Raw genomic sequence first — 13,978 nt, 5'->3', positions numbered from 1 at the left:
TCCTGTATGACTGGTCAGAGAGATTCGTCCGCTGCATGCTTACACGAAGGAGCAAGATCTCTTGGTAAGCACAAATAGACCTGATAAGGCAATATCAGGGGCTGAACAGGCAGCTGTTGCATGCAGTGATCAACCCGCCGCTGAAAAATCGAAACGAATCATTATGTTCTGCGATCTGCGGGACTCCACTGATATTCTGCTGAATTTTGAGCAGGGTATGTACCGAAATAACAGTGACAGCCAAGAACAGGAATTCACATACGATAAATTCATTCTCGATGTGCATAAGACCTCTTATGAATACCTGTATCTGGGACACAATAAAACGCACACGGAAATTTATGGCGACGGATTGATGGCCATCTTCCCCGAAGATAATACCAAATACATCCTGGAAAATATTTATCGCCTGACCGGACGTATGCGTGTGTATAATGAATCAACGGATGCAGGCGTGACCCGGCCGAATATTGATGTCGGTTTTGGCATTACAGTCGGGGATATAGCGCTGGTCTATTACTATCTGGATCAACGCAATCACCCGATCGGCATCGGTGTACATGAAGCAGCCCGAATAGAGGGGATGTCCAAGTTCTATGATGCCAGGATTCTGATTTCAGAGAGTTTTTTCAACAGTGCTGAAGTATATATCAAAGGCGATGCGAGATTTTCCTGGCGATTCATTGACCGGGTACGATTGAAAAACTTTCGCGAGCCGGTAGCTCTGTATGAGCTTCTCGTTGATAATGACCCGAGATTTGACAAAAAAATGAACTCTATCCCTTACTACTCAGAAGCCTACGACTTATTCTGCAAGCGCGAGTGGGTTGCTGCAAAAGCGCTGTTTTTAAAAGTATACCGTGACTTCGGCCTGGGTATAGGGCGTGTGATGGCTGATCGCTGTGACCAGTTATCTCAACACCCGCCTGCATCAGACTGGGACGGGGTGTGGGATTTGAAAGACAAATAAGCCCGTAGCCGGAGAACTATCTCCTGGCGCTGGAGTGAGCGTTGTGGGTATCAGACGCCGGTTTCCCTGTGCAGGATGTCATGCAGTCGCTGCTGCTGCTCCCGGCTCAGCCGGATGTGACCGTAATTGGTTTGTTGCATCATCTCGGTTGCCTTATGGATCAGGTGCATGTTTTCAGTGTAGTTCCGGCAATTTCCGCACACCGACAAATGGATGTGAAAACGCAACTTCTCCAACAGGGAGAGTGGGCGATCCAGACTGTCGGATGCCAGCCTGCTGACCTCCTGGCATGCATGCTTCATGACTTCTCCTCCTGATTGAACCAGTGGTGTTGCAGGCAGTAACGCAACGCCATACGCGCCCGATGCAGTAGTACGTGCAGGTGAGTCGCGCTGATGTCGCAGGTATTACATACGGCCTCACTCTCTTCTCCGCTGACATCGCGCATACGGAATACCAGCTGCTGCTTCTCGGGTAACTTTTCGATACATCGATCCAGTACAGTATGGAACTGTCCGCTGGCGCACAGTGCTTCGGGGTTTTCATGCCAGGCCTGCGGCGCTTCATGCCAGCTGCCATCAGCATCGAAATAGGCTGAGGTAGGGTCCGACTCCACGCTTTCCACCAGATTGCGCTCGCGAATCTCTTTACGGATATGATCGATAATCTTGTGTTTCATGATGCCAACCAGCCAGGTGCGAACCGATGAGCTGCCGGAAAATCCTGCATGTCCTTTCCAGCCGGCCAGTAGTGTCTCCTGCAGCAGGTCGGATGCCAGCTCCTCATCATGCAGCCGGGACATGGCATAGCGATAGAGGTAGTCGCCGTGATCGTTCAGCCAGTTGTGCGGATTATTGTTGTCGGTCACAGTGATATCAGCCTTCAAGCACTGTCGAACAGCTCTTCGCCACGATATTGCAGTGCTTCTGCAATATGGCTGCTGTCAATCTGTTCTGCGGCAGCCAGATCAGCGATGGTGCGTGCCACCTTCAGGATACGGTGATAGCTCCGTGCTGACAGGGAAAAACGGTTCATTGCTTCATCAAGCAGTTTGGCAGCTGCCGCATCCGGTCGGGCGTATCGCTCAATGTCACGGGTAGTCATGCGTGCATTAACGCAACCCTCTCCGAGTCTGTGGTATTGAATATGTCGTGCGTTCAGCACGCGCTTGCGGATGGATGCAGAATTCTCTCCCGCCTGCATGCCGGAAAGCTCTTCACGATCAACCGGAGGGATATGGATGCGCAGGTCAAAACGATCCAGCAGAGGGCCTGAGATCCGGCTGATGTAGCGTCTGATCTCTGACGGGCTGCAACGGCATGCTTTGGCAGGGTGGCCAAGATAGCCACACGGACAGGGGTTCATGGCGGCGATCAGCTGAAAGCGGGCAGGGAAGACAACGGAATCAGCGGCCCGCGCGATACGTACTTTTCCCTCTTCCAGCGGTTGCCGCAGTGTCTCCAGCACAATGCGTTTATGCTCGGCTAACTCATCGAGAAACAGGATGCCGAAATGGGCTTTGGATATCTCACCGGGTCGCGGATTGCCGCCTCCGCCGATGATGGCCACGTCGGATGCAGAGTGGTGCGGCTGCCTGAGCGGTGGCTGCAGGTTCATCGGAGGACGACTGGTATCGCCGGAAATACTGTAGATACGTGTGACCTCCAGCGCCTGTTCGCGCGTCAGGGGCGGCATAATGCCGGGCAGTCGCTGTGCAAGCATGCTCTTGCCTACACCGGGGCTGCCGGTCATCAGTAAATGATGCCCTCCGCTTGCAGCAATCTCCAGTACACGGCGTGCCTGCTGCTGGCCGCGTACATCTGCCATATCGGCAGATAATGCGGGCAGCAAGGCTGTGTCAGGAGTGATGCTGGCAGGCGGAAGCATTGCGCTGCCCTCGATGTGACGTACAACCGCTAACAGGTTCGGGGCGGGATATACATGCATACCATCAATGGCCGCCGCCTCCTGTTCATTGCCGGCAGGTACGATGACATGGTGAAAGCCGTGCTTGCGGGCGAAGAGAACCAGCGGCAATACGCCGGATACCGGGTTCAGTCGTCCATCCAGCGCCAGTTCTCCGATCAGAAATGGCATATCCGCTTGTTGTTGATACGACTGATGAGGCTCTGCAGTCAGGGCGAGTTTTTCCTGGCGATTGAGTTGCCCGGAAGCCATGAGGAGACCGATGGCGATGGGCAGGTCGAAATGCGATCCATCCTTGCGTCTGTCGGCAGGGGAGAGGTTGACCGTGATGCGCCTGAGTGGAAATTCAAACCCGGAATTGACGACGGCTGCGCGCACCCGGTCCCGCGCCTCCCTTACCGCTGCCTCACCAAGCCCTACCAGCGTCCAGCAGGGCAGGCCTCTGGAGAGGTCCACCTCTACATCCACATGTTCCGCATCCAGTCCTCTCAGGGATGCGCTGTGTAATCGGGCTAACATGATGGCAGCCTACGATTGTTGAATTGGGAAATCACGAACTTCGCGATATGCAGGAAATGACTTTGCTGCAATACAAAGGGGTTAGCCGTCAAAGAGGGTTTGTATTAACCTTGAATAATATAATGAACTTATTTAAAATGGGGCGCATGACGGAGTGGATATGACTCAATCAGGGTTTATCGATTGCCCGCATTGCGGCGTACGCAATCGCATACCGGTTCTCGGCAAGACTCAGCAGGTACGCTGCGGTCGTTGCGGTGCTGACCTGCCTGTTAATCCGGTTATGCATTGTAACGAATCAGATTTTGCAGAAACGGTGTTGAGCTCTCCCATCCCGGTATTGGTGGATTTCTGGGCTGCGTGGTGCGGCCCGTGCAAGATGCTGGCTCCGGAGCTGGAGAAGCTGGCGACAAGCTTTGCAGGCAAAGTCAGGGTAGTGAAGGTCGATATTGACAAAAACCCCGCGTTGGCCGATCGCTATGCTATTCGTTCAGTTCCGACGATGTTGGTGGTGAGAGATGGCAAAGTGGTGGATACCCTGAATGGAGCCATGCCTGCTGCGGCATTGGCTCAGCGATTGCAGCCCTGGCTTTCATAAGTCATATATCAACGTGTCGTTGTTGATGTTGGCAGCGACAGCTCAGTCTGCTTCTGTTCGTTGCAGTCTGTATCCGGATTGTGTGTGGATATGGTTATCCCGCCGGCTAAACAGAATGATGTCAGAGGAGAATTGAGCGATGAGTATTAAAATGCGAATGCTGAACTGGTTGCATTGCCCGTCCATGACCATGCTGGTTTTTGCAGCAATATTGCTGGGCGTAATGCCGGTCTTCCCTGAACCGCATCTGCTGCAAAAAGTACGCATGCTGTTTGACGGGACACTGGTCAAACCGGTAGATATTTTTGATCTGTTCTGGCATGGCTGGCCGATTTTATGGATAGTATTGCGCTTGCTCACTCCGGGTGCTGAAACCAGTTGCAGGATACCAAATGAACACGGCCATTGATTTTTTTCTGTTTCTGCTGATTGGAGGGGCGTGCTGGTACGGGTATCACTATCGCCAGACCTGGTTTTGCATGACTCCATACCTGTTGTGGCGTCTTTGCCGGGGCAGGGGGCCTGGCCGGCAGCTGCTTGTGTTCGGGCCGACCGTGGTTGGATGGCTGTTATTATGTCACTGGCTTAATGCCCATGAATGGCATGCTACGGCTGCCGGTGGTATGTTGTTTGCCATGACGCTTGGACTGGAAGCCATGCGCAGCGCGGAAGAACGACAAAAAGAGAGGGATGCCTTATGAAAACCATGCGATGGATGGCGGCGACCGCTATGATGATTCCGACGAGCGCACTGGCGGACCCGCTGGATACAGGCGAAGCCTATACCACCCGGCAGACACCGCCGGAATGGATGGACAATGTGGATCTCAGCCTGTTACTGGTTGATTATGCTATCTTTGCACTGATGCTGGTCGGTTTTGGCTGGCTGTTGTTCAAGCGTCCGCATTATTTTCTGAAACTGGAAGCAATACTGAAAGCACCGTTTAAGGCGATTTTTGCGGCGGGTAAACGAGCCGGCGGCGTCACTGAGTTTATCCTGCAAATGGTGGGCGGTATTGCAGTATTTCTCTCCCTGGCTGCATGGGTGTTTTTCTGCCAGTGGTTGAAATCAAAAGGATTGGGCGCATTTTCCATGATCGGGCTGGCACTGATGGCGCTGATGCTGGTGCGTCTGATCAAGGGTGATGAAAAACCAAGGCCGGTTTCCTGAATACCTGAGCATTCGCTAATGGCACCCTCCTTTGCCGGCAATCTGACAAGACAGCATTGTTTTGATGATGGCAAGGGCTTGAGCAGCTCTACTTATCTCCAGGTCAGCAGATAGGTCATTGTATAGCCGCCTCCGATCAGCCAGATAAATAGCAGAGCGGCTAATACAAACGGTTTAATACCGACTCCCTTTAGCTTTTTCACACTGGTTTCCATACCCAGTGCCGTCATGGCCATGGTCAGCAGAAACTGATCGACCTGCTGTAACTGCTCCACCCGGGATGCAGGCAACAGGTGCAGTGAGTTAAATAACACGACGCCGAGAAATCCCAGTGCGAACCAGGGTATGGTCAGCGGCGCGCGCTTATTGCTTGTCTCTACTATTTGTTGCCTGGCCCACCACCAGCCGACCAATAATAGTGTGGGTACAATCAGCATCACCCGTGTCATTTTTACAATGACAGCATCATCGCACACCGTTTGCCCTATATCACTGGCTGCACCAACCACCTGCGCGACTTCATGTACGGTTGCGCCGATATAAATGCCCCAACCGCTGCTGCTCAGGTTAAGTATTCCCAGATCAAACAACATCGGATAGAGCAACATGGAGATTGTGCCGAACAAGACTACAGTCGCGACTGCCGCCGCTGTCTGGTGGCCTTTGGCCTTGATGACCGGTTCAAAAGCCAGAATGGCTGCAGCGCCACATATTGCACTGCCGGCACCGGTTAACAGGGCTGTTTGTTTGTCCATACCCAATAGATATACGCCCAGCCAGTAAGCCAGTAACAATGTGCTGCTCATCATAATGGCAGCAGTGCCGGCACCTGCCCAGCCAATGGCCAGCACCTCCTGAATGGAGATATAAAAACCATAGAGAATGACAGCCAGTCGCAGTATTTTTCGGGCTGAAAAACTGATGCCTGGCAACCACTCTTCAGGCAGCCGGTGATGCAGCGTATTGGCATACAGAATGCCCAGCAAAATGCCGACAATCAGTGGGCTGATTCCCGCGTGCTTTATCCAGGACCACTGGCTGATTTGTATTGCGGCCAGTGCAAATAGTGAGACAAACAGAATGCCATTGATTGTATCTGCGCGTTTATTGGGACTGAACAAGCATCACCTCCTGAAAATACGGTGGCAAATCTTATAAACAGATATTGGTGATTAATAATGATGGTTTGTAATGAAACATATCACTGTCAGTGATATCATAGGCCGATGCGTCTCAACCCTGATCAATTACTCAGCTTCGTCGCTCTGGCTCAGACCGGCAGTGTCAGTATGGCTGCAGCAGCGCGCCACCTGACTCAACCGGCCATATCCAACCAGTTAAAGCGCTTGCAGGACAGTGTCGGTGTACCGCTATATCGTCGGCAGGGGCGCGGCGTGGTTCTGACCTCAACAGGCGAGATATTTTATCGCCATGCTTTGCAGGTACAGCATAGTTTGCAGCAGACAGAGCTGTTTGCCGATGGGTTGCAGGGGCTGACTGCCGGACGCGTTCGTCTGGCTGCCAGCCAGACGATTGCCGGCTCTTTTCTGCCGGCGGCTCTGGTACTATTTAATCAGTTATATCCTGAAATTGAGATTTTTGTCGATAGTGCCAATAGTCAACAGGTGTTTGACCGTATGGACACACATGATCTTGGGTTGGTCGAGAGTCTGTTGCCGACGGCTGTGCCTGATTGCTGCAGTGTAGAGCTGCTTGGACATGACAGGATTGTCGCCGTGATGCGACCTGACCATCCGCTGGCTGCCCAACCGGCAATCGAGCTGAGTGAGCTGGCAATGTATCCACTCATCTGGCGCGAGGCCGGGTCAGGAACGCGGGATGTGCTGGAGCAGGCCATGATGACGGAAACAGGCCGACGGCCGGAAGTACATCTCTGTCTGGGCGGCGTATCGGCAGTACTGGAGGCCGTGCGCCAGGGGCTTGGAATCGGTGTGGTATCGCAATTCTGCTTGCCTACGGGTGAAAGCATTTTGACAACACGCCCGTTTACACCGCAGCTGGTTCGGCCGATGAGTCTGTTGATGCCGGCGCATGCTTCACCTGTAGCACATATTTTTGCCGATTTTATCATTCCGTATGTCAAGAAGCGTCTTATGGATGCCAAAGATGAATAGATACGCTTGTGATCCGGCAGAGGTAGTGGGGTCAGCAGCGGATAAAACAGGGGTATTGGTTTGAAGTGTCTGATCAGGGCGTGGCATAATCATGAGGCAGAATTGCGCGGCTGGCTCATCAGTCGGCTGGATAATGCGGCAGATGCTGATGATCTGTTACAGGATGTGTTCGAGAAGGCGATGTTACAGGGAGAGCGCTTCTGTACGGTTGAGAATGCGCGCGCGTGGCTCTATCGGGTAACCCGCAATGCCTTGATTGACCGTTACCGACTTACACGCGAGCTGGTCGAATTGCCTGATGACATTGCGGCAGACCTACCGGAGACTGAAACGGTAGATAACCTCTCCGAATGTATTCCACGTGTCCTCTCCGAACTGTCTGCAGGTGACAGAGAGGTGATTAACTGCTGCGATATTAACGGTATGTCGCAGCAACAGTTTGCGAGCTTAAAGGGCTTAAGCCTGCCGGCAGTAAAATCCCGCATTCAACGGGCGCGGCGGCGCCTGCGTCAAACACTGGAGGAGAATTGTCAGGTTCGCCTTGATGAAAGCGGCCATGTCTGCAGTTTTGTGCCCAGACCACCCTTGAAATAATACCTGCATCTTTTTACAGCTTCGTTCGTCTTCTGTTATGATGCTATAAGAAAGAGGTATTGAGATGTCACATGCAGTTCAATCTGCTTCGCTAAGCGCTCTGAAAATGGTGCCCGATCGCTACCCGAGGCTGTTTTTGTTGATAGCTGCTCTGTTATGGGGTGTTATCTACGCCAATCTGGCCGGCGGTGCTGCAGCATTAACGGCTCTGTTGCCGGTGGATCAACAGAGTCACCTGGCAGGCAGCCTGCAATTCCTGATTTATGAAGCCCCCAAAGTACTGATGTTACTCACTGCTGTTGTGATGGTGATGGGCATGATTAACTCATGGTTCACGCCGGAGCGTACGCGCAGCCTGTTGGCAGGCAAGCGAGAAGGCGTGGGGAATATCATGGCTGCTCTGCTCGGTATTGTAACGCCGTTCTGCTCCTGCTCGGCGGTACCCCTGTTCATCGGTTTTGTGCAGGCCGGTGTGCCATTGGGCATCACATTCTCATTTCTGGTTGCAGCCCCCATGGTCAATGAAGTGGCGCTCACCCTGTTGTTTGCACTGGTGGGTTGGAAAGTCGCACTGCTGTATCTGGGGTTGGGGCTATCAATTGCGATTGTTGCCGGCTGGGTGATCGGCCGGCTGAAGATGGAAGCGTATCTGGAAGATTGGGTGCGTGATATGGCAAAAGTCGATCCTGCTGTTAAAACGGTGTCCATCAATATGGCTGATCGACTGCATGCCGGTTTCAACGCGGTGAAAGAGATTGTCGGTCGTGTCTGGCTCTATGTGGTGATCGGTGTGGCCATTGGTGCGGGCATTCACGGTTATGTGCCGCAGGACTATATGGCCGGCCTTATGGGCAAGGATGCCGCATGGTGGTCTGTGCCGGCCGCGATCCTGATCGGTGTGCCGATGTATTCCAACGCTGCCGGTATTATTCCTGTTGTTGAAGCCTTGCTCGCCAAGGGTGCGGCTCTGGGCACGGTGCTGGCGTTTATGATGAGCGTGATTGCACTCTCTTTCCCTGAAATGGTGATCTTGCGCAAGGTTCTGAAAATGCGGCTTATTGCCGTGTTTGTTGGTGTAGTGGCAGGCGGTATTTTAACAGTCGGTCTGATATTCAATCTGTTATTATAAAGGAGATGGTGATGAAAGAGATAAAGGTGCTCGGCAGTGGTTGCAACAGCTGCAGGAAAACAATGGAGATGATTGCTGCTGCAGCTGAAGAGAAGAATGTGAAAATTGTACTGGAGAAAGTGGAAGATATGCAGGCGATTATCTCCTATGGCGTGATGTCTACGCCGGGCATAGTGGTGGATGGTGAAGTGGTGCATGCCGGTGGATTACCGAGTCGCAAGGAGATTGATTTATGGCTGTCGCAGTAAGCTGGTTTGTTACAGCATAGCAGTCATCAAGCAGGCCTGTTATCGGGCCACAAGGGAGCATCCGGCAGGGTGGTTCACAAACAGGAGGTCAAAATGAAAACATACAGATGGATAGCATGCGGTATTATTGCTTGTGCGTCACTCTCCGTCAGTGCATTGGCTGCAGATTCTGCAACAGAGATGCGCCCGGGCATGCAGATGGGACGGATGATGGGGCAGGGCGGCGGCATGATGGGAAAAGGCATGCAGCCGATGGTTGATGAACGCGAATCAGCCGGTATTCCGGAACGGATGAAGGTGAGGCAAAAGGCAAAAATGCGCATCCACCTGGAAGCAGTAAAAGATATTATAGATGCCATTGCAGCGGGGGATTTTGATAAGGCATCGGATACAGCAACCCGAAACCTGGGCATGGGAAAGCGAATGGGGAAAATGTGCAAGGGCATGAAAAACGAGGCGTTCAGGTCTCTGGCTCAATCGTTTCATCAGAGCGCTGCTCACCTGGCTGAGGTGCTGAAAAAAGGTGATACGAAGCAGTCATTGATTGCACTTGGTGATACGATGAATTACTGCATTCAGTGCCACGCAACCTATCGTCAGTAAAAAAGCATTCGTGCAATTTTCAAGCTTGCCAGAGACAGTGGTGCTCTAAGCTGTTGGCTTTGAGATCCGGCGCGACAAACAGATATGTATAAGTCAGTTTATATCTTTTATTTCAATAGGATAATATGCATATCCTATAATATAGATTAGCTGTGAAGAGCCCTGTTTTGTGGAGTATGCGCGACTGAAATAAACTGCCTTTTCAGTCGCGCATACTCGCTTTTTACCGGTGCTTCAGACCTTTATCAGGTGTTATATCATCTTTGTGAAACTCAAACCATACAGCTGCCAGGACGCCCATCGCGCAAGCCAGCAATACACCCAGAATCCATGCAAAATACCACATTGTCATATCTCCTTAATACATGCCGTATTCATCACGGCGAACATCCTCAACCAGAACCGGGCCACGCAGCACGCGGTACACCCAGGTTGTATAGGCGAGAATCAATGGCACAAAAATCACTGCGGCAACCACCATCAGCCAGAGTGAGTGTTCGCTGGAGCTCGAATCCCATACCGTCAGGCTATGATCAGCCATGCTGCTGGAGGGCAGCATGAATGGAAACAGGGCGAAGCCGGCAGTCAGAACTACACCGGTTACGCTGATGCCGGTGGCCAGAAACGCTGTGACGGGTAATGCAGATAGCACGATAGCCGCCAGAGCCCCGACAAATCCCATCGCCGGTGCAATCCACATCCACGGCATATCATAAAAGTTCTGCATCCATGCGCCGACAGCCATAACCACGTGTTTATCCGTAGGTGCCAGGCCTGCATTCATGTTGCCAATCGTAGCGACATGATACCCCTGAAGGTGATAGATCACCCAATAGCCGGCGAGCGCGAAGAGTACGATAAATGCGATGGCAGTGAACCTCAGCGCCTGTCTGGCCTGTGTTTGTACGGCAGCGCGGGTTTTGACATTCAGGAAGGCCGCGCCATGCATCATCAACATGGCCAGTGAAACCAGTCCGGCCAGAATGGCGAACGGGGAGAGGGTGTCGAGAATACCGCCATCCATCACCACGCGCATTTCCGCATCAAAGTGGAACGGAATGCCGGTCAGCATCAAACCAAACGCTGCGCCGAACACGATGGCCGGCAGGGCACCGCCAGCCGTCAGGGCCCAGTCCCAGAATCCGCGCCATTGTAGTGAGGTCAGCTTGCTCCGGTATTCAAACCCTGTAGGTCGGAAGAAGAGTGCAAACAGGGCAGCCAGCATGGCCGGATAGAGTACCGAAAATGAGACGGCATAGACTACCGGCCAGGCGGCGAATACTGCGCCTGCCCCCAGAATCAGCCAGACCTGATTGCCATCCCATGTCGGACCGACGCAATTGATGATGACGCGACGTTCATCGTCATTTTTACCGACAATACGCAGCAAGGCACCCACACCCAGATCGAATCCATCGGTTAGTGCAAATCCGATCAGCAGTACGCCGACCAGAGCCCACCAGATTAGTTTTAAAGTTTCATAATCGAACATGATTTACTCTCCCTGTATCAATGTGCATTCAGTAGTGCAGGGCCCTTGCGGGCGTATTTAATCATTAGATACATCTCGGCAATGCTTAGTGCCGAATAGAACAGCACAAAGGCAATGAAGCTGGCGGTGACCGAACCGGCAGTGAGACTCGATGTGGATAGCCACGTCGGTAAAATACCGCTGATGGTCCACGGCTGACGCCCGTATTCAGCGACAAACCACCCCAGCTCCGCCGCAATCCATGGTAATGGCAGCGACCACATTGCCATTTTGAGCAGCCATGGTTTATCCATGAAATTATTTTTATAGACTGCCCATGCGGATAACACGAAGAGCAGCAACAACATGAAGCCGGTGGCTACCATGATGCGGAAGGTGAAAAACAGCGGTGCCACTCTGGGTACGGAATGCATAGCTGCCTCATGAATCTGCGCATCTGTGGCATCGACCACATTCGGTGTATATTTACGCAGCAGCAGGGCATAACCGAGATTTTCCTCATGCGCCTTCAACAGCCCAATGGTGGCTGCATCTTTTTGTCCCTTGTGCATCTGCTGTAGTGCACCATAAGCGATGATGCCGTCTTTGATGCGCGCTTCGTTGTGTGTGATGATCTCTTTGAGCCCCTCGACCGGTTTATCGATCGAGCGGGTAGCAATCAATCCCAACGCATAGGGAACCTGAATAGCATAACGGGTTTGCATGGCATCCTGATCCGGCAGGCCGATGAGGGTGAAGCTGGCCGGGGCCGGCTGGGTTTCCCACTCCGCCTCGATAGCCGCCATTTTGGCTTTCTGCACATCTCCGATGGTGTAACCGGACTCATCCCCCAGCACGATTGCCGAAGCGATGCCTGCCAGTCCGAAGCCCGCTGCAATCGCAAAGGAACGTTTGGCAAATTCGATATGTCTGCCCTTGAGCAGATACCACGCGCTGATCGCCAGTACAAAGACGCTGCCGGTGACATAACCGGCGCTCACCGTATGAACGAATTTTGATTGTGCGACCGGGTTAAACAGCAGATCGGAAAAGCTGGTTAACTCCATACGCATCGTTTCGGCATTAAATGCAGCACCGACAGGGTTCTGCATCCAGCCATTGGCAATCAGAATCCACAGCGCAGACATATTGGAGCCCAGCGCCACGAGGAAGGTAACCAGCAGATGCTGATATTTGGTTAGCCGCTTCCACCCGACAAAAAACAGGCCGACAAATGTAGACTCAAGAAAGAATGCCATCATGCCTTCGATGGCCAGCGGTACGCCGAAAATATCGCCAACATAGTGTGAGTAATAGGCCCAGTTGGTGCCGAACTGGAACTCCATCGTCAGGCCAGTGGCGACGCCCATGGCAAAATTGATACCGAACAGCTTGCCCCAGAACTGTGTCATCGAGCGATATATCTCATTGCCGGTGATGACATAGACAGTTTCCATAATGACCAGTAGAAAACTGAGCCCCAGAGTTAGTGGTACAAATACAAAATGAACCAGCGCGGTAAATGCAAATTGCATCCGCGAAATTTCAACAAGCGAATCCATTATCGGGTCTCTCCTTTTATTCCTGTAGTAACCGTAGCCCTGTTTATTCCGCCCAGGATCTGCTCTTTGGTGTTCATTTCCCGGGATGGGCCGGAAAAGAATGTCTGCCATATTAGTATGATGAACAGCACTTTGATTGCCAGGGCGGCAGCAAGTTCGCGGGTCAGTTTATTTCTCATAACATGAAGCACCATATTAGAATAAAATAATTTGTCAATTAATATTATTTTATATTAGCCTGATAAGCACACAGTAGAGGGCAGGCCGAGCATCAACAATTAGCCGTAAAATAAAGAAAAAATGACGTATATAGTATTTCCGCGTACTTACGAGTGGCACAGGGGAGGCTTCCATCGTGGGGTGTGGGTAGTCGTTATCATCTGTTCATTGCGTTTACGGTGACTTTGTCACAGACGTATTTATAGCATCTTATCATGATATAATGGTTTTTGAGGGTTTATGGAGGGCTTATGTTGCTCAGGCCGTTATTATTTTTATCTATAACAATGGTGCTGACCGGCTGTCTGCGTGAGCCGGTAGTGGACGCACAGCAACAGGCTGCTTTACAGAAAGAGGCGGCGTCTATCGTGCAGCAGTTTGTCGCAACCCTTAAGCCGAAGCTCAAAAAAGCGCTGCAGGAAGGAGGACCGGCACACGCTGTTGCGGTCTGTTCGAAAACCGCACCGACACTGGCAGTACAACTTGGCGATGAAACCGGCTGGAGTATTAAACGGGTTAGTCTGAAGCCTCGCAATCAACAAACGGCAATCCCCGATGCATGGGAGAGTGCTGTTCTCCGGCGGTTTGACCGAGAGCAGGCAGCGGGTAAACCGGTCTCAGGGATGATTGCCAGCCATATCGAAAAGGGTCAGTACCGTTTTATGAAGGCTCAGGTGGTTGAACCGGTTTGTCTTGTCTGTCATGGCAAGGTTATTAGTCCGGATGTGACTGCGGCACTGAAACAGTATTACCCGCAGGATCAGGCTACAGGTTATGAGTTGGGGCAGGTCAGAGGCGCCTTCAGTTTAAGTAAGCGCTTATAAGAACAGGGG

General features: G+C 52.1%; 19 protein-coding genes. 11 read left to right on the top strand and 8 right to left on the bottom strand.

Features of this window, described 5'->3' with window-relative positions; all coding sequences use genetic code 11:
* The first annotated feature begins 163 nt into the window (after positions 1-163).
* Entirely contained in the window at positions 164-970 is an 807-nt protein-coding gene (locus SPV1_RS09890) for an adenylate/guanylate cyclase domain-containing protein (protein WP_009851046.1), read from the top strand.
* Between the two features lie 50 nt (positions 971-1,020).
* Here the strand turns inward: SPV1_RS09890 and SPV1_RS09885 are convergent, their stop codons facing one another.
* Genes SPV1_RS09885 through SPV1_RS09875 form a run of 3 tightly spaced genes read right to left on the bottom strand, consistent with a single transcriptional unit; the run spans position 1,021 to position 3,415 of the window.
* Positions 1,021-1,272 carry a zf-HC2 domain-containing protein gene (locus SPV1_RS09885; protein WP_009851045.1) on the bottom strand — a complete coding sequence of 84 codons (252 nt, stop codon included), beginning with the start codon at positions 1,270-1,272 and terminating at the stop codon, positions 1,021-1,023.
* Positions 1,269-1,838 carry a sigma-70 family RNA polymerase sigma factor gene (locus SPV1_RS09880; protein ID WP_231288372.1) on the bottom strand — a complete coding sequence of 190 codons (570 nt, stop codon included), beginning with the start codon at positions 1,836-1,838 and terminating at the stop codon, positions 1,269-1,271. Before SPV1_RS09880 ends, SPV1_RS09885 begins: the two co-directional genes overlap by 4 nt.
* 14 nt (positions 1,839-1,852) lie before the next feature.
* Positions 1,853-3,415: a YifB family Mg chelatase-like AAA ATPase gene (locus SPV1_RS09875; RefSeq protein ID WP_009851043.1), complete on the bottom strand. Its 1,563-nt coding sequence runs from the start codon at positions 3,413-3,415 to the stop codon at positions 1,853-1,855.
* A 160-nt stretch (positions 3,416-3,575) separates the two neighbouring features.
* On the opposite strand from SPV1_RS09875, the gene trxC reads away from it, so the two are divergent.
* From trxC to SPV1_RS09855, 4 genes are all read left to right on the top strand, one after another.
* Positions 3,576-4,013, top strand: coding sequence for a thioredoxin TrxC (gene trxC, locus SPV1_RS09870; protein ID WP_009851041.1), 438 nt, complete (start codon positions 3,576-3,578; stop codon positions 4,011-4,013).
* Positions 4,014-4,152: 139 nt separating this feature from the next.
* Positions 4,153-4,422 (top strand): hypothetical protein, encoded by a 270-nt coding sequence (locus tag SPV1_RS09865; RefSeq protein WP_009851040.1) that lies wholly within the window; start codon positions 4,153-4,155, stop codon positions 4,420-4,422.
* Positions 4,406-4,714 carry a hypothetical protein gene (locus SPV1_RS09860; protein WP_009851039.1) on the top strand — a complete coding sequence of 103 codons (309 nt, stop codon included), beginning with the start codon at positions 4,406-4,408 and terminating at the stop codon, positions 4,712-4,714. Before SPV1_RS09865 ends, SPV1_RS09860 begins: the two co-directional genes overlap by 17 nt.
* Entirely contained in the window at positions 4,711-5,184 is a 474-nt protein-coding gene (locus tag SPV1_RS09855; protein ID WP_009851038.1) for a hypothetical protein, read from the top strand. Before SPV1_RS09860 ends, SPV1_RS09855 begins: the two co-directional genes overlap by 4 nt.
* Before the next feature lie 92 nt (positions 5,185-5,276).
* Here the strand turns inward: SPV1_RS09855 and SPV1_RS09850 are convergent, their stop codons facing one another.
* Positions 5,277-6,305, bottom strand: coding sequence for a YeiH family protein (locus SPV1_RS09850; RefSeq protein ID WP_009851037.1), 1,029 nt, complete (start codon positions 6,303-6,305; stop codon positions 5,277-5,279).
* A gap of 105 nt (positions 6,306-6,410) precedes the next feature.
* Here SPV1_RS09850 and SPV1_RS09845 point away from each other — a divergent pair, with 105 nt between their 5' ends.
* From SPV1_RS09845 to SPV1_RS09825, 5 genes are all read left to right on the top strand, one after another.
* Positions 6,411-7,319: a LysR family transcriptional regulator gene (locus SPV1_RS09845; RefSeq protein WP_009851036.1), complete on the top strand. Its 909-nt coding sequence runs from the start codon at positions 6,411-6,413 to the stop codon at positions 7,317-7,319.
* A gap of 60 nt (positions 7,320-7,379) precedes the next feature.
* On the top strand, positions 7,380-7,913 hold the full coding sequence (locus tag SPV1_RS09840) for a sigma-70 family RNA polymerase sigma factor (protein ID WP_009851035.1): 534 nt from the start codon (positions 7,380-7,382) through the stop codon (positions 7,911-7,913).
* A gap of 106 nt (positions 7,914-8,019) precedes the next feature.
* Positions 8,020-9,042, top strand: coding sequence for a permease (locus tag SPV1_RS09835; protein ID WP_009851034.1), 1,023 nt, complete (start codon positions 8,020-8,022; stop codon positions 9,040-9,042).
* A gap of 11 nt (positions 9,043-9,053) precedes the next feature.
* Entirely contained in the window at positions 9,054-9,290 is a 237-nt protein-coding gene (locus SPV1_RS09830; RefSeq protein ID WP_040881811.1) for a thioredoxin family protein, read from the top strand.
* Between the two features lie 93 nt (positions 9,291-9,383).
* The gene (locus tag SPV1_RS09825; RefSeq protein ID WP_231288370.1) at positions 9,384-9,893 is read left to right on the top strand and encodes a cytochrome c; all 510 of its coding nucleotides are present in this window, start codon (positions 9,384-9,386) and stop codon (positions 9,891-9,893) included.
* A gap of 223 nt (positions 9,894-10,116) precedes the next feature.
* Here SPV1_RS09825 and cydX read toward each other — a convergent pair whose 3' ends face one another.
* From cydX to cydP, 4 genes are read right to left on the bottom strand one after another with little or no spacing between them, the layout of a single operon-like run.
* The gene (gene cydX, locus SPV1_RS14190; protein WP_009851031.1) at positions 10,117-10,239 is read right to left on the bottom strand and encodes a cytochrome bd-I oxidase subunit CydX; all 123 of its coding nucleotides are present in this window, start codon (positions 10,237-10,239) and stop codon (positions 10,117-10,119) included.
* A 12-nt stretch (positions 10,240-10,251) separates the two neighbouring features.
* Positions 10,252-11,385, bottom strand: a complete 1,134-nt coding sequence (gene cydB, locus SPV1_RS09815; protein WP_009851030.1) for a cytochrome d ubiquinol oxidase subunit II — start codon at positions 11,383-11,385, stop codon at positions 10,252-10,254.
* 17 nt (positions 11,386-11,402) lie between these two features.
* Positions 11,403-12,926 carry a cytochrome ubiquinol oxidase subunit I gene (locus tag SPV1_RS09810; protein WP_009851029.1) on the bottom strand — a complete coding sequence of 508 codons (1,524 nt, stop codon included), beginning with the start codon at positions 12,924-12,926 and terminating at the stop codon, positions 11,403-11,405.
* Positions 12,926-13,105: a cytochrome oxidase putative small subunit CydP gene (gene cydP, locus SPV1_RS09805; RefSeq protein WP_231288369.1), complete on the bottom strand. Its 180-nt coding sequence runs from the start codon at positions 13,103-13,105 to the stop codon at positions 12,926-12,928. Before cydP ends, SPV1_RS09810 begins: the two co-directional genes overlap by 1 nt.
* A 327-nt stretch (positions 13,106-13,432) precedes the next feature.
* On the opposite strand from cydP, the gene SPV1_RS09800 reads away from it, so the two are divergent.
* A complete protein-coding gene (locus tag SPV1_RS09800; RefSeq protein WP_009851027.1) occupies positions 13,433-13,969 on the top strand; it encodes a Tll0287-like domain-containing protein in 537 nt (178 codons plus the stop codon).
* Positions 13,970-13,978: the final 9 nt, after the last annotated feature.

It is taken from the genome of Mariprofundus ferrooxydans PV-1, from assembly GCF_000153765.1.
Classification (GTDB): Bacteria; Pseudomonadota; Zetaproteobacteria; order Mariprofundales; family Mariprofundaceae; genus Mariprofundus; species Mariprofundus ferrooxydans.
The sequence above is the reverse complement of the archived record's forward strand: the minus strand, read 5'-3'. Positions and strand labels throughout refer to the sequence as shown.

Excerpts from the sequence above, each read along its gene's own strand:
- SPV1_RS09890 (WP_009851046.1), top strand. The coding sequence starts at position 164 with ATGTTCTGCGATCTGCGGGACTCCACTGATATTCTGCTGAATTTTGAG.
- SPV1_RS09885 (WP_009851045.1), bottom strand. The coding sequence starts at position 1,272 with ATGAAGCATGCATGCCAGGAGGTCAGCAGGCTGGCATCCGACAGTCTG.
- SPV1_RS09875 (WP_009851043.1), bottom strand. The coding sequence starts at position 3,415 with ATGTTAGCCCGATTACACAGCGCATCCCTGAGAGGACTGGATGCGGAA.
- trxC (WP_009851041.1), top strand. The coding sequence starts at position 3,576 with ATGACTCAATCAGGGTTTATCGATTGCCCGCATTGCGGCGTACGCAAT.
- SPV1_RS09865 (WP_009851040.1), top strand. The coding sequence starts at position 4,153 with ATGAGTATTAAAATGCGAATGCTGAACTGGTTGCATTGCCCGTCCATG.
- SPV1_RS09860 (WP_009851039.1), top strand. The coding sequence starts at position 4,406 with ATGAACACGGCCATTGATTTTTTTCTGTTTCTGCTGATTGGAGGGGCG.
- SPV1_RS09855 (WP_009851038.1), top strand. The coding sequence starts at position 4,711 with ATGAAAACCATGCGATGGATGGCGGCGACCGCTATGATGATTCCGACG.
- SPV1_RS09845 (WP_009851036.1), top strand. The coding sequence starts at position 6,411 with ATGCGTCTCAACCCTGATCAATTACTCAGCTTCGTCGCTCTGGCTCAG.
- SPV1_RS09835 (WP_009851034.1), top strand. The coding sequence starts at position 8,020 with ATGGTGCCCGATCGCTACCCGAGGCTGTTTTTGTTGATAGCTGCTCTG.
- SPV1_RS09830 (WP_040881811.1), top strand. The coding sequence starts at position 9,054 with ATGAAAGAGATAAAGGTGCTCGGCAGTGGTTGCAACAGCTGCAGGAAA.
- SPV1_RS09825 (WP_231288370.1), top strand. The coding sequence starts at position 9,384 with ATGAAAACATACAGATGGATAGCATGCGGTATTATTGCTTGTGCGTCA.
- cydX (WP_009851031.1), bottom strand. The coding sequence starts at position 10,239 with ATGTGGTATTTTGCATGGATTCTGGGTGTATTGCTGGCTTGCGCGATG.
- cydB (WP_009851030.1), bottom strand. The coding sequence starts at position 11,385 with ATGTTCGATTATGAAACTTTAAAACTAATCTGGTGGGCTCTGGTCGGC.
- SPV1_RS09810 (WP_009851029.1), bottom strand. The coding sequence starts at position 12,926 with ATGGATTCGCTTGTTGAAATTTCGCGGATGCAATTTGCATTTACCGCG.
- cydP (WP_231288369.1), bottom strand. The coding sequence starts at position 13,105 with ATGAGAAATAAACTGACCCGCGAACTTGCTGCCGCCCTGGCAATCAAA.
- SPV1_RS09800 (WP_009851027.1), top strand. The coding sequence starts at position 13,433 with ATGGTGCTGACCGGCTGTCTGCGTGAGCCGGTAGTGGACGCACAGCAA.